The organism is Streptomyces sp. WAC05374 (assembly GCF_004353505.1).
GTDB lineage: Bacteria > Actinomycetota > Actinomycetes > Streptomycetales > Streptomycetaceae > Streptomyces.
In genome coordinates this window covers 1-21,622 of sequence record NZ_SMNQ01000001.1, presented here as the reverse complement: position 1 = coordinate 21,622, position 21,622 = coordinate 1, and the positions used below count along the sequence as shown (strand labels likewise).

At 70.6% G+C, this 21,622-nt stretch carries 18 protein-coding genes and 4 pseudogenes; 3 read left to right on the top strand and 19 right to left on the bottom strand.

Annotated elements, in window-relative coordinates:
- Window positions 1–248: 248 nt before the first annotated feature.
- The 7 genes and pseudogenes from E2B92_RS00110 to E2B92_RS00080 form a co-directional block, all read right to left on the bottom strand.
- On the bottom strand, window positions 249–569 hold the full coding sequence (locus E2B92_RS00110; protein ID WP_126882895.1) for an antibiotic biosynthesis monooxygenase family protein: 321 nt from the start codon (window positions 567–569) through the stop codon (window positions 249–251).
- 21 nt (window positions 570–590) lie between these two features.
- Window positions 591–1,838 (bottom strand): MFS transporter, encoded by a 1,248-nt coding sequence (locus tag E2B92_RS00105; protein WP_126882896.1) that lies wholly within the window; start codon window positions 1,836–1,838, stop codon window positions 591–593.
- A gap of 10 nt (window positions 1,839–1,848) precedes the next feature.
- Window positions 1,849–2,979, bottom strand: coding sequence for a transaldolase (tal, locus tag E2B92_RS00100; RefSeq protein ID WP_126882897.1), 1,131 nt, complete (start codon window positions 2,977–2,979; stop codon window positions 1,849–1,851).
- A 23-nt stretch (window positions 2,980–3,002) separates the two neighbouring features.
- On the bottom strand, window positions 3,003–3,836 hold the full coding sequence (locus E2B92_RS00095) for a mycofactocin-coupled SDR family oxidoreductase (RefSeq protein ID WP_126882898.1): 834 nt from the start codon (window positions 3,834–3,836) through the stop codon (window positions 3,003–3,005).
- A gap of 56 nt (window positions 3,837–3,892) precedes the next feature.
- Window positions 3,893–4,594 carry a ribulose-phosphate 3-epimerase gene (rpe, locus tag E2B92_RS00090; protein ID WP_126882899.1) on the bottom strand — a complete coding sequence of 234 codons (702 nt, stop codon included), beginning with the start codon at window positions 4,592–4,594 and terminating at the stop codon, window positions 3,893–3,895.
- Window positions 4,591–5,256, bottom strand: coding sequence for an HAD family hydrolase (locus tag E2B92_RS00085; RefSeq protein WP_160159709.1), 666 nt, complete (start codon window positions 5,254–5,256; stop codon window positions 4,591–4,593). The genes rpe and E2B92_RS00085 overlap by 4 nt, the downstream gene beginning before the upstream one ends.
- A 286-nt stretch (window positions 5,257–5,542) precedes the next feature.
- A pseudogene (locus E2B92_RS00080) lies at window positions 5,543–6,079 on the bottom strand (MFS transporter); the annotation flags it as partial.
- Window positions 6,080–6,337: 258 nt separating this feature from the next.
- Between E2B92_RS00080 and E2B92_RS00075 the strand changes: the two are divergent.
- Window positions 6,338–6,979: a carbonic anhydrase gene (locus tag E2B92_RS00075; protein ID WP_126882901.1), complete on the top strand. Its 642-nt coding sequence runs from the start codon at window positions 6,338–6,340 to the stop codon at window positions 6,977–6,979.
- Between the two features lie 157 nt (window positions 6,980–7,136).
- On the opposite strand, the pseudogene E2B92_RS00070 reads toward E2B92_RS00075, so the two are convergent.
- From E2B92_RS00070 to E2B92_RS00055, 4 genes and pseudogenes are all read right to left on the bottom strand, one after another.
- Window positions 7,137–7,414, bottom strand: a pseudogene (locus E2B92_RS00070) (Sua5 family C-terminal domain-containing protein); the annotation flags it as partial.
- Between the two features lie 412 nt (window positions 7,415–7,826).
- Window positions 7,827–8,204: a fic family toxin-antitoxin system, toxin component gene (locus tag E2B92_RS00065; RefSeq protein WP_126882903.1), complete on the bottom strand. Its 378-nt coding sequence runs from the start codon at window positions 8,202–8,204 to the stop codon at window positions 7,827–7,829.
- Window positions 8,204–8,443, bottom strand: coding sequence for a hypothetical protein (locus E2B92_RS00060; protein ID WP_126882904.1), 240 nt, complete (start codon window positions 8,441–8,443; stop codon window positions 8,204–8,206). The genes E2B92_RS00065 and E2B92_RS00060 overlap by 1 nt, the downstream gene beginning before the upstream one ends.
- A 145-nt stretch (window positions 8,444–8,588) precedes the next feature.
- Complete coding sequence (locus E2B92_RS00055) at window positions 8,589–8,879, bottom strand: hypothetical protein (RefSeq protein ID WP_126882905.1); 291 nt, start codon at window positions 8,877–8,879, stop codon at window positions 8,589–8,591.
- A 334-nt stretch (window positions 8,880–9,213) separates the two neighbouring features.
- Here E2B92_RS00055 and E2B92_RS00050 point away from each other — a divergent pair, with 334 nt between their 5' ends.
- Window positions 9,214–9,531 (top strand): hypothetical protein, encoded by a 318-nt coding sequence (locus E2B92_RS00050; protein ID WP_126882906.1) that lies wholly within the window; start codon window positions 9,214–9,216, stop codon window positions 9,529–9,531.
- 39 nt (window positions 9,532–9,570) lie between these two features.
- Here E2B92_RS00050 and E2B92_RS00045 read toward each other — a convergent pair whose 3' ends face one another.
- The 3 genes from E2B92_RS00045 to E2B92_RS00035 all read right to left on the bottom strand — a co-directional run bounded on the left by E2B92_RS00045 (window position 9,571) and on the right by E2B92_RS00035 (window position 11,208).
- Window positions 9,571–9,966 carry a hypothetical protein gene (locus E2B92_RS00045; RefSeq protein ID WP_126882907.1) on the bottom strand — a complete coding sequence of 132 codons (396 nt, stop codon included), beginning with the start codon at window positions 9,964–9,966 and terminating at the stop codon, window positions 9,571–9,573.
- 38 nt (window positions 9,967–10,004) lie between these two features.
- On the bottom strand, window positions 10,005–10,508 hold the full coding sequence (locus E2B92_RS00040) for a hypothetical protein (protein WP_126882908.1): 504 nt from the start codon (window positions 10,506–10,508) through the stop codon (window positions 10,005–10,007).
- Between the two features lie 103 nt (window positions 10,509–10,611).
- Window positions 10,612–11,208, bottom strand: coding sequence for a hypothetical protein (locus E2B92_RS00035; protein ID WP_126882909.1), 597 nt, complete (start codon window positions 11,206–11,208; stop codon window positions 10,612–10,614).
- Window positions 11,209–12,002: 794 nt separating this feature from the next.
- Here E2B92_RS00035 and E2B92_RS00025 point away from each other — a divergent pair.
- The gene (locus tag E2B92_RS00025) at window positions 12,003–12,617 is read left to right on the top strand and encodes a hypothetical protein (protein ID WP_126882910.1); all 615 of its coding nucleotides are present in this window, start codon (window positions 12,003–12,005) and stop codon (window positions 12,615–12,617) included.
- A gap of 25 nt (window positions 12,618–12,642) precedes the next feature.
- Here the strand turns inward: E2B92_RS00025 and E2B92_RS00020 are convergent.
- The 5 genes and pseudogenes from E2B92_RS00020 to E2B92_RS32545 all read right to left on the bottom strand — a co-directional run.
- Window positions 12,643–13,048: pseudogene (locus E2B92_RS00020) on the bottom strand (VOC family protein).
- Between the two features lie 385 nt (window positions 13,049–13,433).
- Complete coding sequence (locus E2B92_RS00015; RefSeq protein ID WP_200836895.1) at window positions 13,434–14,477, bottom strand: SDR family oxidoreductase; 1,044 nt, start codon at window positions 14,475–14,477, stop codon at window positions 13,434–13,436.
- Entirely contained in the window at window positions 14,474–15,658 is a 1,185-nt protein-coding gene (locus E2B92_RS00010; RefSeq protein WP_160159708.1) for a polyketide synthase dehydratase domain-containing protein, read from the bottom strand. The genes E2B92_RS00015 and E2B92_RS00010 overlap by 4 nt, the downstream gene beginning before the upstream one ends.
- 400 nt (window positions 15,659–16,058) lie before the next feature.
- Window positions 16,059–21,044, bottom strand: a complete 4,986-nt coding sequence (locus E2B92_RS00005) for a type I polyketide synthase (RefSeq protein WP_200836894.1) — start codon at window positions 21,042–21,044, stop codon at window positions 16,059–16,061.
- A 47-nt stretch (window positions 21,045–21,091) separates the two neighbouring features.
- Window positions 21,092–21,622 (bottom strand): annotated as a pseudogene (locus E2B92_RS32545) (2-nitropropane dioxygenase); the annotation flags it as partial.

Here is a 21,622-nt window from a genome sequence, read left to right as displayed (position 1 = left end):
CTTACGGAGCTGGGCAACGGCTTCTTGCTCTTCTTCGGCTCAGCCGGGACTGGCCTCGCGGCCGCCGCTGACCTCATCGGTGTGCGGGTGCTTCGTGCCTGTTCTTCCTCCGTGGTGATCAGTGTTCGCCCGCTCCGAGCAGCCGTACACGGCGCGGCAGGGATGTCCCCGCCATCATGATCACCTGCCGCGCTGCCGGTTGTTGACCCCTGCGGGCGCGGGCGTCCACCGGGCTCCGCGGACGCGTTTCACGCCCCGGGAGCCGCGCCCGGGGCGCCCACGGGATCGGCGGCGAAGTGGCGCAACACCGGCTCCTTGTCGAAGAAGCGCTCGATCGCCTCGGCGAAGCGGGGGGCCTGCTCGCTCTTCGGGAACTTCTCGATGTGGTGCTCCAGCGTGGCCCAGCCGACGCGCAGCAGGTAGGCGCCTGTTGTCTCCACGTCGCGGTGCAGCTCGACGGAGCGGCAGCCCTCGGCCGACCGCAGGATGGGCGCGGCGGCGAGAAGCGTCTGCTCGAACTCCTCCTCCTGGCCGGGGGTGACGGAGAGGTAGGCGTACTCGTAGATCATGGGATGTCCTTTCGGGTGTGCTCAGCGCACGGTGCGGATGCGGGTGACGGTGACGGCCGCCAGCAGGCCGACCACCATGGTGAAGAGGTAGAGGGCGGGATAGTTCCCGCCGGACCCGATGGCCAGCAGCACGGGGGCCAGGGCCGGACCGATGGACTGGGGCAGCACGTCGGCGCTATTGATGACGCCGAGGTCCTTTCCCACGTCGTCCGAGCTGGGCAGGACCTCGGTGGCCAGGGCCATGTCGACGGCGAAGTAGAACCCCGACCCGATGCCGAGCAGGATCTGGGCGAGATACACCGGGGGCAGCGTGGTGGAGACGGCCAGCAGGGCGAGACCGGCGGCGAGGAACAAGGCGGCCGCGGTGACGAAGACCTTGCGCCGGTTCAGCCGGTCGGAGAGCCATCCGCACACGGCTGCGGTCACGGCGCTGAGCGTGTAGTTGAGGGTGGTCAGCAGGGCAACGGTCATGGCCACGGAGCCGCTGGAGAGGCCGACGCGGGAGCTGAGGTAGTAGGCGAGGTACGGGACGGGGGCCACGGAGGCGAAGTAGGTCAGGAACCGGGTCAGCCAGACCCAGCCGAAGTCCGGGTGGCTGCGCGGGTCGGTCCAGAAGCTGCCGAAGAACTCCTTCGCCGAGAACGGGCGCCGCTCCGCGGGTGCGCGGGAGTCCTTCAGCGGCAGCGCGAACAGGCAGATGCAGCCAATCGCGGCAGCGGCGGGCACGAGGAAACCGGCCGGGCCGGCGGAGAACAGGGCCGCCGCCCCCATGCCCACCGGCACGGCCAGGCGCTGGCTGAAGCCCATCACTCCCGACACGGTGCCGCGCTGGGCGAGGGGCACCTGCTCGGGCACGGTGGCCGCCAGCGCGGCGATGGAGGCGTTGAAGCTCAGTTGGGCCAGGCACCATCCGGCGGTGATGGCCGCGACGGACGGCACCAGGGCGACGACGGCCAGTCCCGCGGTGCCGCCGAGGACCCCGCACACCAGCCAGGGGCGGCGGCGCCCCCAGCGGGAGGCGGTGCGGTCCGACAGCCGCCCCGCGAGGGGGTTGGCGAACAGCGCGACGAGCGCCCCGAGGGCGGCGGCGACGGCGAGGCTGGTCTCCTTGTGCTCGGGGTCGACGTGCTCGACGCGCAGGGCCAGGGTGACCAGCGCCACGGAGAGAACGGCGCTGTAGAGCCCGAGGTAGGCGAGGCCGAGCCGGACCACGAAGGCGCGTGACACCCGTGGTCCGGTCTCGGTGGTGGGGGTGGCGGAGCGGGTCATGGGGCGGTGTTCACCGGGCTTCGTGCGAGCCGCGCAGGCGGACCAGGGAGGCTTCGACGCTCTCCAGGAGGCTGTTCCACGCTTTCGCGAACGCCGCGACGCCTTGGTCCTCCAAGAGCTGCACGACCTCGTCGTAGTCGATCCCCAGTTCGCCGAGCGTGGCGAGTACGCGGGCGGCGTCCTCGTGGTGTGCGCGCACGGTGTCCCCGTGGACGTCGCCGTGGTCGGCGACGGCTTCCAGGGTCTGCGGGGGCAGCGTGTTGACGGTGCCCGCGGTGACCAGTTCGGAGACGTAGAGGGTGTCGGGGTAGGCGGGGTTCTTGGTGCTGGTGGAGGTCCACAGCAGGCGCTGGGCGTTGGCTCCCTGGGCCTGCAGAGCCTGCCAGCGCGGGGAGCGCACGGTCTCCTCGTACGCCTTGTGCGCGAGCCGGGAGTTGGCGATCCCGGTCCGACCGCGCAGCTCCAGTGCCTCGGGGGTGCCGATCTCCTCCAGGCGCCGGTCGGTCTCGGTGTCCAGCCGGGAGACGAAGAAGGAGGCCACCGATTCGATGACGGACAGGTCGCGTCCGTTGCCCAGCGCCTCTTCCAGGCCGGTCTGGTAGGCGTCCACCACCGCCCGGTAGCGGTCGATGGAGAAGATGAGGGTGACGTTGACGCTGATGCCCTCGGCGATCGCCCGGCTGATGGCGGGAAGGCCGGCCGGGGTGGCGGGGATCTTGATGAGCAGGTTGGGCCGGTCGACCGTCCACCACAGGTGGCGGGCCTCCGCCAGGGTGGCGTCGGTGTCGTGGGCGAGACGGGGGTCGACCTCCAGGGAGACCCGCCCGTCGTGGCCGTCGGTGCGCTGGTACACGGGACGCAGCACGTCGGCGGCCGCGCGCACGTCGGCGGTGGTCAGGGCCCGTACGGCCTCTTCGGCGCTGACGCCGCGCAGGGCGAGGTCGCGCAGGTCGCCGTCGTAGGCGGAGCCGGTGCCGCCGGCGATGGCCTGGTGGAAGATGGACGGGTTGGTGGTGACGCCCACCACGTGCCGGTCGCGCAGGACGGACGCAAGAGCGCCGGTGGTGAGCTGCTCCCGGCTCAGGTCGTCCAGCCAGATGGACACGCCGAGTTCGGTCAGCTGCCGTAACGCATCGTTCATGGGGGGAATGGCTCCTCGTGTGGTCATGCCTTGACAGCGGCTCCGGCGTCCACGGGCAGCGTGGCGCCCGTGACGTAGCGTGCCTCGTCGGAGGCCAGCCACAGCACCGCGTTGCTGATGTCGCTGCTCTCCACCCAGGGCACCGGAATGACGCTCAGCTCGGCGGCCGCCGCGGCGAACTCCTCACGGGAGGGGTCCTCGACGTCCGGCAGCAGCAGGCGCCGGCCGGTGACGTTCTGGACCATGTCGGTGTCCACGTTCCCCGGGTGGATGCTGTTGACGCGGATGTAGTACGGGGCCAGCTCGTTCGCCAGGGACCTCATGAGTCCCACGAGTCCGTGCTTGGACGCGGCGTAGTGGGACATGTTCGGCCGGCCCAGCGTGCCGGCGACGGAGTTGGTGAAGATCACTGAACCGCCGCGTTCGGCCTCGATCATGTGCGGGATCGCCGCCTTGACGGTGTGCCAGGCACCGGTGAGGTTGACGTCGATCATGTCGTTCCACTGCTTCTCGGTCAGCTCCCACGAGCGGCCGAGCGAACCGATGCCGGCGTTGGCGCACACCACGTCGATGTGGCCGAACTCGTCGAGCCCGGCCCGGACAAGGGCCTCCATCTGGTCCAGCTTGCGCACGTCGGCCCCGAAGGTGAGGATCTTGCCGCCCTCCTTCTCGACCAGGCGCCGGGTCTCCTCCAGGTCCTTGGAGGTCGCCAGGGAGTAGTGCGTGCTGCCGACTTCCTCGCAAATGTCCGAGGCGATGATGTGGGCGCCCTCTTGGGCCAGCCGGACGGCGTGCGAACGGCCCTGGCCGCGCGCGGCTCCGGTGATCAGGGCGACCTTGCCCTCTACCCGTCCCATGCGTGTGCCTTCCTCTTCGTGAGCGTGCGGGGTGGTGTCGGTGGCCGGATGCCTTGTCAGGCGCGGGCGCCGACCGAGCGTGCGCCTTCGGTGGCACGGGCACGCAGGGCGCGCACGGCGGCTCCGGGGTCGGCACCGGCGTAGACCGCCGATCCGGCCACGAAGGAGTCGGCACCGGCCTCGGCACAGCGCGCGATGGTGCTTTCGTTGACGCCACCGTCGACCTGGAGCCACAGCGGCACCTCCCGGCCGCTGAAGCGGCGCACGTTGTCGATGAGCGTGCGGGCCTGGCGGACCTTCTCCAGGGTGAAGTCCAGGAACTTCTGGCTGCCGAAGCCCGGCTCCACCGTCATGATCAGCAGGGTGTCGACCTCGTCCAGGAGCCCCTCGTACGGCTGGAGGGGCGTGGCCGGGCTGAGGGCGAGCCCTGCCTGGGCGCCCGCGGCGCGGATGGCCCGCAGCGTGCGAACGGGGGCCTGGGTGGCCTCGGCGTGGATGGTGACGCTGCCGGCGCCGACCTCGGCGTAGCCGGGGGCCCAGCGGTCGGGGTCGGAGACACCGAGATGGATGTCCAGGGGGAGCCGCGCGTTTTTCACGAGCGATTCCACCACGGGTAACCCGACCGTAAGGTTGGGCACGAAGTGGTTGTCCATGACGTCGACGTGGAGAAGGTCGGCGTCATCGGCGACCGCGGCCGCCTCTTCGGCGAGGCGGGTGAAGTCGGCGGCGAGAATACTGGGGGATATTCGGGTGTTCACAGGGCGACTCCGTCGATGGCGAGGGTGATGCCGTCAGGCTGCGTACGGAACTCGATGGATTTGACTCCGTCGGCGACCACGTGGGCATTGCGCAGTTCGCTCACGTCGTGCCGGAAACGCACGGCGACGACCGTCATACCCGCGTCCTTGGCGGCAGTGACACCGATGGGGGAGTCGTCGATCCCTACCGCCGAGGCGGGGTCGAAACCGAGTTTTTCGGCGCCGAGGAGGAATCCTTCGGGGTGGGGTTTGGGGTGGACCACGTTATCCGCGCTGACGATGACGTCGGGGACGGGCAGACCCGCGCTGCGCAGCCGGGCCTGTGCCACCTCCGTGTCGTTGGAGGTGACGATCCCCCACCGCTCGGGAGGCAGGCCGGCCAGCACCTCGGCCGCTCCGGGGAGAGCGACGACTCTGTCCACCCTGACCCGTTCGGCCTGACGGACCCGCTCGGCGTGGTCGTCAATTTCCCGCTGCGTCAGGTGCGGCAGAAGCGTGCGGATAATGTCGGCGCGTTTCTGTCCGTAGAAGGGGGCGAGGTCGAAAGTGTCGCCCAGGCCGACGGATTCAGCCCACTCGTTCCAGCAGTCTTCGGCGTCTCCGTAGGAGTCGACCAGCGTTCCGTCGAGATCGAAGAGAATGGCAGCGTGCACTACAGCCATGCGGCGCCCTTTCGCGGCAGGTTTTCCCGGCTGGAATATGCAGCCTACAAGCACCATTCCGCGGCGGCTCGGGGTCACGATGCCATATCGGCCGCCTCGGCGCAGTCCCGCTCCCCTCCCCTTACCTGCGGGGAGAGCGCCTCTGACCGGGTGCGCCGCATCCCTATGTCCGGTTATGGAATGGCCAGTAATCTTCGCCCGGGCAGGGGCCTGGCGTGAGACTGCGTAAGGATGGCGCAAGGGAACCCTAAAAACGTAATGTGAAACCGTGAATTCCACCACACCGTCAGGACCAGCGCACCTCATCGGGCGCTGTCGCACGCACCGGACGCCGCAGCGAGTACCCGCCCGCGCCCGACACCAGAAGCGTCATACAGGCGATGAACACCAGCCGGCGCCCTCAAAGCCGATCGGTCCCACCAGGAGTCCCACGCGGACGACCGGAACCGAGATGCCCGCGTAGGCCACCACGAACAGTGCCGAGATCACAGCCGCCCGCCGGTTCGCCTCAGACGCTACGGCCACCGCGGCCGGCGATCTGCGGAACGCAAGCCCGTGCCCCGATGCCACCGACGAGCGCGCTCAGCACGCCCAGCGGCAGCAGCTCCCCCCACAGTGCGCCCGCCAGCAGCGCCAGCAGCGCCAGCAGCGCCGGCCCGGCGAGCAGCGCGGCGCAGCCCAGCGGCAACGAGCGGGCCGAGCCGACCCGCCCCACGGTTGGTCGACCGGCGGTCGAGGCGAAGAAGGCCGGCGCGACGACCGCCCCGCGCGGCGCGCTGTTGCGTACGTTCAAGGACCCGGGCGAGGACGGAGGGGACGCCGAGTGACCCGGGCAGTCCGCCCTCGTTCGGCCGACAGTGCGGGCAGCGCCTGGCCGTTGTGCGGACGTGGACGACGAACGGAGTCCGGACGGGTCACCATACGAGGCGGGGCAGCACCTTCGCGCGCTGAGATTCCGCACCGAGACCGCCCTCGCCCGGGGCCTGGGGGTGATGACCAGGCCGCCCGACGTGGCCCGACCCGGCGACCTTGGGCGGGACCAGGCGGTGCCAGGGCTGGTGCCCGCTCGTAGGCTGCCGTCATGACCGAGATCCAGACCCCGACACCCCGCGACGCCTTCGAGCTGCTCATGGCCGGTAACCAGCGCTTCGTCTCCGGCACTCCCGAGCACCCGAACCAGGACGCTGTCCGCCGCACCGAAACCGCACCGTCCCAGAAGCCGTTCGCCGTGCTGTTCGGGTGCTCCGACTCCCGGCTGGCCGCCGAGATCATCTTCGACCGTGGCCTGGGCGACCTGTTCGTCGTCCGCACCGCCGGCCACGTCGCCGGTACGGAGGTGCTCGGCTCCATCGAGTTCGGCGCGGCCGTCCTCAACGCGCCGCTGGTCGTCGTCCTCGGCCACGACTCATGCGGCGCCGTCGCCGCGGCCTGCTCCGCCCTGGAGAACGGGCAGACGCCGGGCGGCTTCGTCCGGGATGTCGTCGAACGGGTGACCCCGAGCGTGCTGGCAGCCCGCGCCGCCGGACGCGAGAGCGCTGAGGAGATCCTGGCCGAGCACATCGAGCACACCGTGGACCTGCTGCTGGAACGCTCCCACGTCCTGGCCGAGCGGGTGGCCGCCGGCCGCCTCGGGGTGGTGGGCCTGTCCTACCGCCTGGCCGACGGCAGCGCCCAGCTCGTCGCCACCCGCGGCCTCGACGTCGCGGCTCCCACCGCGTCCTGACCGCCCCGCTCGCTCAGATCGACCGCGAGTCCAGCCCGCGGCCCGCGCCAACCCAGCGAGGCCGCGGGCTGACGTGGGTCAGGAGCTGGGGCAGTCGTCTCCGGTGGATCGGCACGCTCACGGCCCCCGGCCCGCGAGCGGTGGGCTGTCGGGGTGGTCACACGGTGGTACGGGGCCCCGCGGCGCGGCGGAGCCGGTTGGCGATCGCCTCCCAGCCCTCCTCCGCCGGCAAGGACGCGACGAGGACGTCGCATCCCTTCTGGTCGAGTCCGCGCAGGAACCCGTACAGGCCGCGCGCGTAGGCGTCCCTCGAGGCGGGGATCGCCACCACGGCGTGCGCCTTCACCGGCGGCGAAGGAGGCGGGAAGAAAGACGCGCCCACCTGGTGCCCCGCGCGGAAGCGAGTTCCGCTTCGGCGACAACCTTCCTCGACTCAGCCCAGCACGAGCCTCCAGCGGCCGGGCGCACGGCGGCGGCGATCCCACCGATCACCGCCCGGCCCCCGGACCGGCGGCTGAAAGTGCCGCACGCCCGCGCGGCGCGCAACCCCGCTCCCTGCCGGTCCGGTGGACAGGCGGGCGGCTCGGAAGGCTTTGGTCACCAGAAGGCGCCCCGTGCCCGAAGGGACACGGGGGAGAGGCGTGCTGGGGACACTTTCCAGGCCAAGCTCTGAGCGAGTCGCGAGCGCGGCAAGATCGGCAAGAATGCCTCACACGCCGAGACTGCGGGCGGCGGTTATGCGGGGCGACCCCACTCGCCGGTCGCCCAGTCAGTGGGTACGGGTGGCACGTGCGAGCAGAGCAACCCTGGCGCGGCTCGAAGTGGGACAGGGCTGGACGTACCGAGGTCAGGTGGTGGTTGGCCAGGTTCGTAGCTCGGCGGCGATGCGGCTGGCCGTGCATTTGGGGTCGAGGAGTAGGTCGCGCAGTGCGGCGGCATTCTGCGTGGTGGGTTTGACGGAGATGCCTGAGGCTTCGAGGTACATGACGCCGGTGGCTGCCGCGACCGCCAGGTTGGAGCGCTCGAGCCAGCGGCAGCACCCGAGGGTATGGACCAAAGCGGCTGCTCGCGCGTAGGGGCCGTCGTAGACGGGCTGGTCCAGCATCTCGGCCTGGTGCCGAGCGCAGGCGGCGACCGGAACGCCGTAGTCGTCCGGGGCCGGGTCGCCTGCTCCCGCGATCTCAGCGACCTGGAGGATCCACGGCACATCGATATGCAAGTTCATCAGGCAGCCTGTCGCCCCTTGCCGCACTGCTCCGCTTGCTCAGCCTCGTCGAACAGGGCTTGGTGCTCGGTCAGGAAGCGTTCCGCGGCTCCCATGGCTCGGGCTCGCAGGCCACTTGCGTCCTCGAGCACGAGTTGGGCCAGGTAGTCGCCCACCGACATGCCACGGTCTGCTGCCCGCTTTCGGGCGAGCTCCGCGATCTCCGCATCGACCCGGGCACCGATCTGCGTTTTCGCCATCCATCGATGGTAACAGATGTTACCAGGTCGGCCGATCGGTGAACCGGGCGATCGCCAGGGACCGGCCGCCGTCATAGGCACGGGGACGGATCCGCGCGAGGTCGTTGCGATGCCCCTCACCTGCACCGCAGGTCGGTTGTGTAGCTCAGCTGTCCGCCCTTGAGATCCTGCCTTGGACACGTCCAAGACGGTTGTACTCGCCCGAGGGCCGGCCGGCGGCCAGGAGGCAGGCGTCGGTGAAGTGGTCGATGGCGGTCAGGCTGAGGCGGACGCTGGGTCCCGGCAGCACGAGCAGGCCAGGCGGGCCTGGGACAGCAGCCGGGATCTCGGCGCCATAGACCTCGCGCGTTTGGAGTGCCTGGTCGGCGCAGACGATTGCCAGCGGCGCACGATGGTCGATGGGCGGCGTGGTGTTGGTCGCTTCTGCTGGCGGCACTGATTACTGCAGCGTGTCCGGGCTGCCCAGAACGGCGCTGGGCAGGTAGCCCGAGCGGACGTTCGGATCCCATCCGTGCACCTGCACCGCCAGGGCTGTCACTGCGGCCGCGCCGACCGCTCAGATGCAGGAAGATCTCCACACCTGCCAACTGCAATTGCAGGAGACGACGACTCCACCGCATGCAATGAAGGACAGATAAAGGCCCGCACCCTCCCCGACGTGATCCACCGCACCCGCGGATCGTCCGAGAAACCTACCGCAGCAGCGAACCCGAGCCGCGCCCTTAGAGCACCTGCGTACCGACCGCGGGGACACGGACGCCAGCCGGGCGATGATCGCCCGGGCTCGGGCGCTGGTCGGGCACCGGCTGCGCGTCTACCGGCTCAACGAGCAGATGACCGGCAACACGACTCGCCAGGTGCGCACCGTTGTGCACCTCGCCGACCATGGCCCGGACACCGACCCGATCCACGGGAACAGCGCGAAGGAGAACGTGCTGGCCGTGGTGACGGCGCACTACTGGCTGCGCCGTCGGCGCGCCGCCCGGCTGCGCTCGGCCGTACGGCCGCGAGGGCCCGTGCCGGGGCGTGACCGGATCGCACGGTTCGCGCATCGCTCCGCGCGGACGAGCCCGGTGTGGCCGGCATGATGGGGATCGCGGCCGGGTCCGCAGGCCGGTCCGGACGGGTCAGTGGTTCCTCGTGTGCGGCCGCGCGGGGCGCGGCAGTGGCTGACGCCAGTCGCCCAGCGTCGTGAGGAGGAAACGGCGAGCGAGCGACCGTATGTCGTCCCAGGCCGGATCCGTGGCCAGGGCGTCGGCCCAGAGGCCGTCCCGGCAGGTGGCATCAATCGCACCGAGACGGCAGCCGATGTCCCGAAGACGATCGAGATCCTCGGGCTCGAAGACTCCGCGCTCCGCGAGACCTTCGGAGACGCGGCAGAGCAACTCCGCCTCTTCGACGACGCCCTTGGTGTCCAGCTCACGCTCGCCCAGCCAGACGAGCTGGTCATCGATATCGGCTGCCAGGAGGGCCATGAAGCGCAGCGTCCAGGTGCGCACGTGGGCGTCGCCGAGAGAGTTCATTTACGCATGATCGCACTAGCGATCGGTGGCATCGTGCCCTAGTCGGCGGCGGGCCCGGTGCTGATGGCCGGGTCGAGGACCGGGTCGAGGACTTCGACCTCGTCGCTGCACCCTGTGCCGAGCCGGTGCGACACGCACAGTTGGATTACCGCGCTCTTGCCGTATCGGGGGTGGAGGAAGTTGCGTCCTGCCACCCAGCCCTCGGCCGTGGCCGAGTCTGTGCAGGTCACTTCGTTGGTGTCCCGCCACGGGCCGGAGCCGCCGTAGAGCTCGCGGGAGTGGTGGCGCAGGAAGGCGTGGAACTGGCCTGCGGCCTGGCAGTCAATGTAGACGCGCGCGCTGACGACGTAGGAGTCCTTCTCGAAGCGCACTTCTCCCTTGCTCGATGTGGCCTTGTACGCGTTGAACCAGCCGGCGACACGGAGGTCACGGAACTGCCTGACGGTGTCCGCGTGGACGGGCGTCGAGGTCACGCAGGTTAATGCTGTTGCTGCGGCCAGGATGGCGGCGCTGCGGAGCGCGTAGTTCGGTTTGCGGTTCATCCGATGCCCTTCTGGGTTTCGTCCGGCCGGAATGGTTTAGAGGAGGTCTTCTCCGGCGGCTGCGGGCGGGCCCATCAGTACCTTCGGCCAACCCGCCAACGGCCTAGTCCTGCTCCAGGTCTCCGAAGCGGGCGGCGGAGTTCCAGTTGCTGTTGCCCCAGTTGTGTGCGAGGTGAGCGGGGGCGCTCGTATACTTGGAGATATGGACCTCATCGTCGTCGCCACGGTGCCGGGGCTGCGGCTGTGCGCGCCACTTGACGTCGTCGCAGGTGGCGATCGAGGGCTCCGTCGGTTCGAGTTCGAGCGTCTCGGGAGCTCCTGAGGGCCGCAGGTGTTCGGGCCCGTGCTCGACGGTGATCTTGTAGTCGAGCTTCAGCTCGTGGCTCAGGCGCAGTGGGACGGCCCGCGTCACGCGCAGTTCTCCATCCACGTTTGCGGTGCGGCTGCTGGAGGAGACGGTGACGCGGCCGAGCGTCGGTTCTGTGGCCGAGAGGGACAGGTGCGCCACTTCCAGCAGGACGGCCTGCTTGGGGTCCGCGCCGGGCTTGGCCTTCACCGTGTAGGTGATGCTGCCCTTGTAGGTGAGGCGGTAGACCGTGCCGGCCAGTTCCAGCCAGCCCCCCGTCGTACGCAGACGGAACGACTGCTGTGCGCCGATTTGCGGAAGACCGATCGAAGCCGAAGGAGTCGGGTCCAGCATGAGACCTCCCGATCTGGGCGAAGTGGGTACTCCGGTCCTGCTCCTGCGCGCGACGACCGGCCGTGGCCATGGATCTGGACTGCGGAGAGCGGTGCAGCGGCCACCGTCCGAGGCTGAACGAAGGCCACTTGCCGCAGAAGCGCGGCACGAAGGGCTACACCTGAGACTTTTCCGCTCGGGCGGTCTGCGACAGACCCTTGACGGGAACACGCCATAAGTCGGATCAGATGAGGACACGCGCACCGGCGACCGGTACGCGCCCCGCGCAACACTTTGTTTCCCGGCTGCCGGTCTGACCGGCGATAGCTCGCCCGGCCAAGGACCTCTTGGCGCGAACCGCAGAGGGCTCTGCCCCGGGAGGGCCTTGTCCCGCCGGACGGGCGCACTTTTTAGATCAGTCATCGATTTTCCGCTTTGCCGAACGGGGCGGCGTAGCCGGAGGGTAGCTGACTGATGATCCGGTTCAGCTTGCCTCCCGGAGACGGTGTCGGCCAGGGTGGACAGCACTGAGCCTCCGCCAACTTGAAGTCGCAGTTCAATGGGCTGGTGTGTCCGGTCCTCGGGGTGCTTGTGCTGGTCGTGGGCTTGAGTCCGCAGAGAAGATCGTCCGTCACTGGTTGACTTCGAGGTTCGTCAGGACGAGTAACGCGCGCAGGAGGCGGGTGGCGCACCCTTGATGGGACGGGGCTTGCGGGACACGCTGCGTACTCGCAGGTCGGAGCCCGGGGCGGCAGAGCCCCACGGCGGCGAGCGTCGTATGGTTCGACTTCCCCATACGAGACAGGAACGATGCAATGCTCGGCTATTGGCTGGCGGTCGTCTGCCGACTGGTCCTGCCCGCGCTGGCGATCGGCGCGGTATGCGCGGCAGCAATGACTGCCGTGCTGGTCCTGGGCGACGGCATGCCCTGGAGTGGGGCCGCCCCCCAGGCCCTAGCCGCAGGTGCGGCGGTCGCGCTCGCCTTCACCGCCGCGCTGTCCATCTCCATGGTGGTGAGTGCGGCCCGCACGGCTCGCTGGTACGGGCTCACGCTCGGCCCGGAAGCCGTGGCCCTGCCCTCTGTCCGTGAGGTGCGGGTACCTGCCATCGAAGGCAGGACCGTTTTCCAGCTGACAGACAGCGTGCGGTACGCGGTGGAAAAAAACCCCGTCCTGCGGTTGGAAGAGGTCACCGCGTTCGGGCACGGCACCCTCGACCTGACCCTGCACGGGCCGTCGGACACGACGGTCTCCGCGCAGGTCAGCGTCACGACCGGAGCAAAGGAGACGGCCGCCGTCGTAAAGGCGCGTCCGGCGGCCGCGTACAAGCGGCTGGACGCGGCGGCCTGCTGGGCCGTCGCCCGCTCCGTCGAGGAGAGCGTGGCGCAGGCCCTGCGCGCCGAGGCCGCGGGCGGCACGGCCGCCCGCTGACGCCGGACCGCCCGAAGGGATGCCCCTAGCCGCGCTCGGGCCAGACCGGTCCCTGATCGGTCCAGACGACACCCTTAGTACGGCACAGACAGAAGGATGCCCGGCCGGGTCCGTGAAGACCCGCCAGCCGTAGCCGTTGGGGCCGATGAAGTCTTGCTTCAGTGTCGCGCCGAGGACGACGACACGGCTCTGCTCGGACTCGATGTCGTCGACTTCGAAGTCGAGGTGGAATTGCTTGGGGTGCTCGGTGTCGGGCCACTGCGGAGCGTGGTAGTCATCCACTCGGATGAACGCCAGCTCGATCTCGCCGAACCGGATGCCTGCCCAGTCCGCTGAGCTGTCCTCCTTGATGGGACGGCCCGTCACCGCGGAGTAGACGCCAGCTCCATGGTGTCCGGACAGTCGATAACAGAATAGGTGAGTTGCAATATCCTGCGATCTTGGCACGAGTGCACCCGTCCAGACATCATGGACGCCTGGAACAACCGGAACCGCACATCGGCCGTCCCCGCACAGCGCCAGGTTCGGTAACCGAGGTCGCCCTACCCGTCAACGCGGACGGCGCCGGCCGCTCACCGGTACGGGGCGGATCACCGCTCCGTACCCGAGGCGCCGCGAGCCCCAGCGCACACGCGCTGGAACACCACCGGGCCGGCGCCCGGCTGCGGAAGCGATCGTCACCACGGACGACCTCAGGACACCACACCACTCCAGTGTGGCGAGGGCGCGCTTCGTTGTACGTGGCATCCCCGGCCAGATGATCCCTCCCTGCCGGGGCACTGTCCCCGTCGCCCGTCCGGTGCGACGGGTGGTAGCTCACCAGCTCATCTTCCATGTGTCCTTCGGCATGGTCGCCAGGTAGCGGCATGTGGCCCGGAGTGCTTGGTCGGCGTGGTTTTCGGTGAGCGGGGGCGGACCGCCGGGGATGTCGCCGAGGGAGGTGGGGAAAGGCGGTGCGTTGTTGTACGGGGCCATGAGTCCGGGGATGTGGCGCAGTGCGCTGGGTGAGGTGTCGGGGTCGGTGCCGGCGGTGAGAACGCTGCTGATGACGTCGTGGTACAAGCCCGGGTCGACCAGGCGCGGCCGGAGTTGCCTGAGGTCGATGCCGAGGTCGCGCGGGGCCCGTTCGCCGAGCATGGTGAGAGCGGTCTTGGAGCCGACGTCGACGACGTGCTGCATGGGGAGCGCGGCGGGGCCGGCGGTGATCCAGTAGTCGTCCCGGGCGGCGGGGTTGCGGGCCAGGGCGGCGAGGGCGGCGGCGATGACGTCGGTGGGGAGCAGGTCGATCCGGGTCGCGGGGGTGCAGGGCAGGAAGGGCAGGTGGCCCCACATGGCCAGGCCGACGAGGTAGTGGAATGCCTGGAGGCGGGCGACGGCGCCGGTGCGGGTGTCGCCGATGACAGTGGAGATCCTGGCGATGGTGGCGGGCAGGCCGGATTCACGGACGAGGGTCTCTCCTGCTTGCTTGGATTCGGCGTAGGCGTTGAGGGTGGCATCCGGTCGGATGCGGCTGATGAAGGCGGTGGAGCAGTGCACCAGGCGGGCGTCGGCGTCCTCGACGAACCGCAGGACGTGTCCGACGCCGCGTACGTTGACCCGGTGCAGGTTGCGCGGTGCGGAGCCGAAGTTGACCAGGGCCGCGCAGTGGATAACGACGTCGATGGTGGCCGCCAGTTCCCGGTAGTCGGTGGGGGTCAGCCCGAGCCAGGGCCGGGTGATGTCTCCCCGGCGCGTGGGGCCCGCGGTGGGCTTGTGATGGGTCAGAGCGACGACAGGACCGCTGTCGGCCAGGTGGCTGAGCAGCGCGGAGCCGACGACGCCCGAAGCGCCGGTCAGCAGGAGCACCGGTGAATCGCTCACGATCCTTCCTCCTCCGGCGAGTGGTCGGCGGCGGGACGGTCGCGGACGTGGACGTGATCCGCCGCCAGGGTGACGTCCAACGCGTAGGGCCGGTGGGGGGCTTCGTCGGTGTGGGCGGTGCGCAGGTCATCGGCCACGGTGATGCGGCATGGGTGGGTGGCCGTGCGGCGGGCCACGTGCTCCTTGGCGGCGATCAGCGGTGTGCTGTCGCGGAGGGACAGGCCGGCCGGCAACTGGTAGAGGGAGGCCGCTGTTCCGGGGAAGAAGTCGAGTTGGCGCACATCGTCGTGCCGGAGCACGGTTGTCGCGTCGTGTGCGGTGGACAGCAGGAGGCCGGGCACGTAGCGGCGGTCGCGAAGGTAGTCGCGGCGCAGGTGGGGGGGCATGTCCAGCAGGGGTCCCACCGGCAGGAGGATGAGCACCAGGCGGGCGTCGGTCAGGACCCGTTCGGCCACGCACAGTTGGAGGTCGACGGCCGGCAGGCGCGCGTCACCGGTGTGGAAGCCGGCGAAGCGGGCCTCGACCTCGATGAGGCCGGTGCCGGGCAGAGGCCCGTACGTGTGCAAGCGGCTGAGCCGGTGGGGGTAGGTGACGCTCGCGCGGTCGATGGAGGGGGACCATTGCCACATGCGGGTGTGCGGAATGATGTGCGTGGCGGCATCCAGCAGGCCTTGGTGGAGCAGGCCGGGCGGCACGCTGCCGCGCCCGGGGTGGAGGACGCCCGACGCGCCGCCTTCTCCGGATCTGGCCGAGCGGAGGTACTGGAAACGGGGGCCGTGGAAGCAGTCGCCGCTCTCATAGGGGTCGGCCATGGGGACGGTGTGTTCCAGGGGGGCGAAGCGGCGTGGCGGCGGGAGTACGTCGAACACGGCCGTGGCGCACGCCACCGGCGCGAAGCGGGACAGCCGCGCCTCGCGCAGCTCTAGCCAGGCCGACAGCGTCACCTGGGGGCGGGCGGCCGAGCCCACGCAGGTCAGGCGCAGGGAAGTCGGCCCCGGCAGGGGCAGCCAGCGTCGCACCTGAAGGTCGCGAAGCCCCGTGGCGGTACGGCCCGCGTACCGGGTGGCCGCCCTCGCGATCAGATCGGCCATCGACATCAGGGGCAGGGCGGGCACTGTCCAGGTGGGGCAGTGGTCGCGCACCCAGTCGTGGGTGGCGGGATCCAGCACGGTCTCCGTCACAGGCTCACCCAACGGGCCCGGCGCTTCGGCGACGCCCTGTCTGGCGAGGCCTGCCCGTTCCCGGGACCACATGGCCACCAATTGGGCGACGGCCCGGCCTTGCACGCGCAGGAACCGCTGGTGCAGCTCGGTCGCCCGGCCGTGCTGTGCCGCGATCAGTGGCCGGAGGACCTCGCCCGTACTCGGCCTGGCGGGGATCGGCTGCGCCGGGTCGGGCGCGAAACACGGCTGCTCCGGGGCCGGCTGCACGGGGGCCCGCACGGGGTTGGGCTGCGCGGGATTCGGCCGTACGTCGTGCGGGTCCTCCGGCGAAGGCACCGGACCGGCGAACGCGTCCTTGCCGGTCCGCGGTGGCCGCGGCAATACCTCTACGTGCGTGGTCGGGTCGGGTGAGGGGACGTCAGGCATCGTCGGCCTCCCCGAGAACGGCGGAGAGCGGCCCGGCGGCCAGGACCACCTGCGGCCGCGACACCGCGGTCGTGAGCTCGGTGACGAACGCCCGTGCGCCATCGTCCATCGACAGCATGGGCACTCCGCCCATGGCGAAGAGGTCGGCCAGTTCGGGCGATACCATGCCGCCTCGCCAGGGGCCCCACACCAGTGCCCGCACACAGGCGTCTCCGCGCAGTGCGTGCTCAGCCGCGATCATGTGGTTCAGGGTTTCGTTGGCCATGGCGTAGTCGCTCTGGGCGGCGTTGCCGAAGCTGCTCGCCACCGAGGAGAAGGCGCACAGCAGTCGCAGCGGATCGGTCCGGGTCGCCTCCAGGAGTGCGGCCAAACCCTCCACTTTGGTGGTGAACACCGAGTCGAACTGGTCGAGCGTCTTGTGCCGGATCCGCCGGTCGGCGATCACGCCTGCGCCGTGCACGAGGCCGGTGACAGGCCCCCAGTGGCTGCGCACCTCCTCCAGCGCGGTGCCGACCTGATCGCGGTCGCGGATGTCCACCCGTAGATAACGGACGTGCGCGCCCGCCTCCTCAAGGGCCGTGGTGGTGGCGCGAATCCGCTCGCCGTGCGGGCCGTCCGGTGCGGCACGGCCGAGCAGGACGAATCGTGCGGGGCAGGTCCGGGCGAACTCGACGAGCGCGGCGGCGGTGATGCCGCGGGCGCCGCCCGAGGCGACGATCACCGGATGGGGCGGGAGGTCCAGCGGCTGGAGCGGGGCGTCCGGGGCGTCGGTGAAGTGCAGCAGTCGGCGCGCGCCGCCCGTGGACAGGCCGACGTTCATTGCCTGCCCGCCCGTCAGCAGCTCCTCGACGATGCCCCGGGCGGCCTCGGCCGGAGTCCGGTCCCCGCAGGCGTGGTCGATGGCCTTGACCGACGCCTTGGGCCACTCGGCCATGGCGGTACGGGCCAGTGCGGCCAGGCCGCCGGTCCAGGCGCGTTGCGCGTCGGGCGTGCTGAGTCCGAAGTCGCCGCCGGTGTTCTGGACGGTGACCAGGACACCGCCCTGCTCCTCGGCCCTCGGCGCGAGGGTGTGCGCGGCCCGCAGGGCCTCGCGTTGCATGGCGAACGCGTCCGGCAGCAGGGCCGGCCGGGCCAGGCCGCCGAGGAAGATCACCCCGGCTGCGCCGGTCGGCACGGTGGGCCGGGACTCGGCGGCCACGCCGTGCTCCCGCAATTGGCGCGCAACCTCGTCGCCGATGCCCGTCCGGTCCCCCGTCACCACGATGGTGCCGTGCCGCAGGCCGGCCATCTCCCTGCCCGGGGCGGGCGTCTCACGCAGCACCGGTACGTGCCGGTGCACACGTGAGGCGGTCGAGCCGGCCCTGACCACCGTGGCAGGCACGCCGGCGGCGGGCAGTCCAGCGGCGGGCGAGCCGCTTGCCGGGGCCGTCTGTGCGAGCAGCTCCCTCAGATGGTCGGCCACCTCTCCCACGGTCCGGAACGTCACGATGCGTGTGACGAGCGACCGGTCGACATTCTCCAGGGTGGGGAACATCGGGCGCAGCGCCCCCAGGATCTGCATCCTGGTGATCGAGTCGAGGCCGAGGTCGGCCTCGAGTTCCATGTGAGGCGCGAGCATGTCGACGGGATAGCCGGTCTTCTCCGAGACCACCGACAGCACCAGCGACTCCATCTCCGTCGGCGCGACAGGGGCCGCGGGCGGGACTTCGGCCGGTTCGGGTGTTCCGGGTGCTTCGCTCGTCGGCCCGGTGTGGGGCAGCGGCGGCAGACCGATGTTGTCCGCCGTCTCCGGCGGGTGCTGGTCAGCATCGGGGAGGTGTGAGGCGTGCGGGTCGCGCAGTGCGCCGGCGGCGAGGGCTTCGATGGACTTCTCGGCGAGGCGGAGATACTCGGCGTGGGCCTGTGCGGTCTGCCGCTGTACCTCCAGCAGTGCGCGGGCCATGCCCGCGCCGGGCTCCTCCTCCCACTGAGGCTCCGGCGTCGGGCTGCCCAGGAAGTCCGGACCGGTGACTGACTGCGTGCCCTGGCCAGGCTCGGCGGCGGAGAATGCGGCGTCACGCGCTATCGGGGAGGGCGGTACGGCGGCGGCCGCGCCGGAGGCCGGGTAGCGCCGTCCGTAGTTTCCTCCGTCGATGGTCAGGCGCATCCGCAGCGCGGAATCCGACGCCGTCTTCCGGTCCGGCGGTGGGGCCGCGTGATGTGCCCACAGGCCCGCCGGCCGGAGGGTGACACCCAGGGTGAACAGCCGTGCCAGCGCTTGGTTCAGGCCCGTCACACCCCGCTCCGTGGCCGGGTCGCAGGGAACCGAGTGATGGGGCTCGTCGCCGAGGATCCGGTCGATCAGACGGGTGAGCACCTGGCCCGGTCCGACCTCCAGGAACGTACGCACACCGTCCGCGTACATCGCCCGGATCATGTCGGTGAAGCGGATGGGCGAGGCGAGCTGAGCGGTGATCCGTTCGCGGATCCGGTCAGGCTGGAGGGGATGGAGCGCGGCGTCCGCGTTGCCGTACACGTCCAGCCACGGTGCCCGGATGGTCCGGCCGCTCAGGAAGTCGGCCAGCGGCGCGGCGGCGGAGGACATCAGCGGGCTGTGGAAGGCCGTGGCCACCTCCAGCCGACGGCTGGTGATGCCTGCCGCCGAGCAACGCCCTTCGGCTCGTGCGATCCCGGCGCGGGAGCCGGAGAGAACCGTCTGGCCCGGCGCGTTGTCGGCGGCGACCCACACCTCGTCACTCTCCACGCTCTCCTCACTCGCCGCTATGTCCGCCACGAGGTCCGCCACGAGGTCCGCCACGAGGTCCGCCGGGGCGTCGACCGCAAGCATCCCGCCGGGCACGGCCGCAGCGTCCCGCATGAGCTCCCCGCGCCGACGGGCCAGCAGGAGCAGGGTATCGGCGTCGAACACCCGAGCGGCGTGCAGTGCCGTCAGTTCGCCGAAGCTGTGCCCGGCGACGCAGTCCGGCCGGATCCCCACCGCGTCGAGCACGTCGAGCAGGGCGAGGCTGTGCGCGGCGAGGGCCGGCTGGGCCCACTCGGTACGGGTCAGTGTCCGCTGCTGCCGTCGATGGTCGTCCTCGGTCGTGGCGGGTGGCGGGAAGACGACGTCCGCCAATGAGCGGTCGCCGAGCTCCAGGGCCGCGGCACGCTGCCACACCTCGTGTGCGCGTGGGAAATGCAGGGCGACCTCGGCGCCCATCTGTGGTCGCTGCGTACCCTGGCCGGGGAAGACGAACGCGATGCGGCCGCCGGCCGGTGCCCCGCTGCCGTAGTGGATCCCTTGCGGCGAGGAGAAGGACGCTTGTGGCCGCCCCTCGATCCGTGACGCCGCCTGCCGCAGTCTTGCGGCCAGGTCCTGGCCATCGGTGGCGACGACGGCCAGCCGGCAAGCGGCCGTGGCGTCGGCGTCGTCATGGGACCGGCGGGCAAGCGTGGCCAGGCGGGAGCCCGCATGGTCCTCCGCCGCCTGCACCAGGTCCCGGCAGCGGTTCACCAGAGCGGCCGGCGTATCGGCGGACAGGACCACCAGTTCGGACGGCCGCGCCGCGCACAGCCCGGGGGCCGTCATGTCGGCGGGGTACTCCTCCAGGGTGATGTGCACGTTGGAGCCGCCGAAGCCGAAGCTCGACACCGCCGCCCGCCGCGCATGGGCCGCGGTGTGCACCCAGGGGCGGGCCGCGGTGTTCAGGTAGAAGGGGCTGCCGTTCAGGCCCAGGGCAGGGTTGGGTTTCCCGGCCTTGATGGTGGGCGGCAACACCCGGTGGTGCAGTGCCAGGGCCGCCTTGATCAGTCCGGCGGCGCCGGCGGCTCCCGTGGTGTGACCGATCTGGGACTTCACCGAGCCCAGCGCACACCAGGCGGTGTCCGTGCGGCCGGTGCCGGTGAACACCTCCCGCAGGGCCGTGACTTCCGCGGAGTCGCCCGCGACGGTGCCGGTGCCGTGGGCTTCCACCAGGCTCACCGTGTCCGGCCCGTAGCCGGCGGCGCCATAGGCCCGGCGCAGTGCCCGCGCCTGGCCGGAGGCAAGCGGGGCGTAAATGGCCGTGCCGCTGCCGTCCGAGGACGCCCCGACCCCGCGGATCACCGCGTAGATCCGGTCGCCGTCCCGTTCCGCATCCGCCAGCCGTCGCAGCGCGAGCAGCGCGATGCCCTCACCCAGCACGGTACCGTCGGCGTCCTCGGCGAACGGCCGGCAGTCACCCGTGCGTGACAGGGCCATGGCCTTGCTGAAGGCGGTGAACGTCATCGGATCGTTGAGGGTGTCCGCCCCGCCGGTGATGACGAGGTCCGCCCGCCCCAGGAGGAGGTCGTCCACGGCGACGGACACGGCTGCCAGCGAGCTGGCGCAGGCCGCGTCCACCGTGAAGTTGCCTCCGTGCAGGTCGAAGGTGTTGGCGATGCGGCCGGCAACCACGCTGCTCAACACACCGGGGAGGGTAGCCGCCTGCCAGGGCACGTAGTGATCGGCGATCCGGTCACAGATGGCCTTCGCCCGTCCCTCCGCGATACCGCACTCGCGCAGCGCCTTGAGCCACACCGGGCGGCCCATCCGTAACCCGGTCTCCCCGATCAACTGAACAGCCACCGACCCCAGATAAACACTCACCCGCTCACCGTCCACCCGGCGGCCTCCGCGTACGGCGGCAAGGCCGGTGAGCAGCCGGTCGGCGGCGATCAGTGCCAGCAACTGGGCGGTGTCGGTCGCCTCGATGGCACTGGGCCGCAAGCCATAGGCGGCCGGGTCGAACTCCACCTCGGGCAGGAACGCACCGCGCTTGCAGTAGGTCTTGTCCTCGGCTGCCGGATCGGGGTCGTAGTAGTCCTCCGCGCGCCAGCGGTCAACCGGTACGTCGGTCACCAGGTCGCGGCCCTGGAGGATATTGCGCCAGTAGTCGTCTAGTTCCCGGGCCCCGGGCATGATGGCACTCATACCCACGATGGCGACCGGTTCCATGGTGCTCGGCCGGTTGTCGGACATGATGGGCTGCCTCCGGAAATCGGGATTACGGGGCGGGTGACGGATCGTCAGCGCAGTGGGCGCGGCCGGTACTGACCGGCGTGAGGCGGTAACTCGACCCCGTGGGTGCGAAGCTGCCGTATGCGGGTGACCACCGCCGCGCCCTGCATCAGGTTCAGTGCGATCTGGGCGACCGTCCGCCGCGCGGGCTCGGCCAGGAAGGTGCCCTTGGTCCATTCATTGAACGCACCGGCTGCGGGGGAGCACCAGAGCTGGTAGTCGCTGCGCCGGGTGGTGTTTCCCGTGACGGCCCACCGGCTCGACGAGCCGAGGTACCACTGGAACACCAACGCCATGCGGTGTTTGGGGTCCTTCTCGGCCCGACCGACCTCCGCCGTGTCGCGGTGCGTCCAGTATGCGCGCGTCCAGTCCCAGACTGCTTCCACCGAAGCCCCGAGCACCTCACGCTCCAGCTTTTCGCGCTCCGGTGCGGGAATGGCCTCCAGGGAGGGGTACTGCCGGTACATCCGGGCTAGCCGGGCAGCCCTGCCCGCGAACATCGTGCCCCGGCGCAACACCTGCACCTGGGCGCCCAGCTC

What these genes read in the sequence shown, in the direction of transcription:
- E2B92_RS00075 (WP_126882901.1), top strand. Translation starts at nt 6,338, where the DNA reads ATGACCGAGATCCAGACCCCGACACCCCGCGACGCCTTCGAGCTGCTC.
- E2B92_RS00005 (WP_200836894.1), bottom strand. Translation starts at nt 21,044, where the DNA reads ATGTCCGACAACCGGCCGAGCACCATGGAACCGGTCGCCATCGTGGGT.
- E2B92_RS00065 (WP_126882903.1), bottom strand. Translation starts at nt 8,204, where the DNA reads ATGAACTTGCATATCGATGTGCCGTGGATCCTCCAGGTCGCTGAGATC.
- E2B92_RS00040 (WP_126882908.1), bottom strand. Translation starts at nt 10,508, where the DNA reads ATGAACCGCAAACCGAACTACGCGCTCCGCAGCGCCGCCATCCTGGCC.
- tal (WP_126882897.1), bottom strand. Translation starts at nt 2,979, where the DNA reads ATGAACGATGCGTTACGGCAGCTGACCGAACTCGGCGTGTCCATCTGG.
- E2B92_RS00095 (WP_126882898.1), bottom strand. Translation starts at nt 3,836, where the DNA reads ATGGGACGGGTAGAGGGCAAGGTCGCCCTGATCACCGGAGCCGCGCGC.
- E2B92_RS00085 (WP_160159709.1), bottom strand. Translation starts at nt 5,256, where the DNA reads ATGGCTGTAGTGCACGCTGCCATTCTCTTCGATCTCGACGGAACGCTG.
- E2B92_RS00105 (WP_126882896.1), bottom strand. Translation starts at nt 1,838, where the DNA reads ATGACCCGCTCCGCCACCCCCACCACCGAGACCGGACCACGGGTGTCA.
- E2B92_RS00025 (WP_126882910.1), top strand. Translation starts at nt 12,003, where the DNA reads ATGCTCGGCTATTGGCTGGCGGTCGTCTGCCGACTGGTCCTGCCCGCG.
- E2B92_RS00110 (WP_126882895.1), bottom strand. Translation starts at nt 569, where the DNA reads ATGATCTACGAGTACGCCTACCTCTCCGTCACCCCCGGCCAGGAGGAG.
- E2B92_RS00060 (WP_126882904.1), bottom strand. Translation starts at nt 8,443, where the DNA reads ATGGCGAAAACGCAGATCGGTGCCCGGGTCGATGCGGAGATCGCGGAG.
- E2B92_RS00035 (WP_126882909.1), bottom strand. Translation starts at nt 11,208, where the DNA reads ATGCTGGACCCGACTCCTTCGGCTTCGATCGGTCTTCCGCAAATCGGC.
- E2B92_RS00050 (WP_126882906.1), top strand. Translation starts at nt 9,214, where the DNA reads ATGATCGCCCGGGCTCGGGCGCTGGTCGGGCACCGGCTGCGCGTCTAC.
- E2B92_RS00045 (WP_126882907.1), bottom strand. Translation starts at nt 9,966, where the DNA reads ATGAACTCTCTCGGCGACGCCCACGTGCGCACCTGGACGCTGCGCTTC.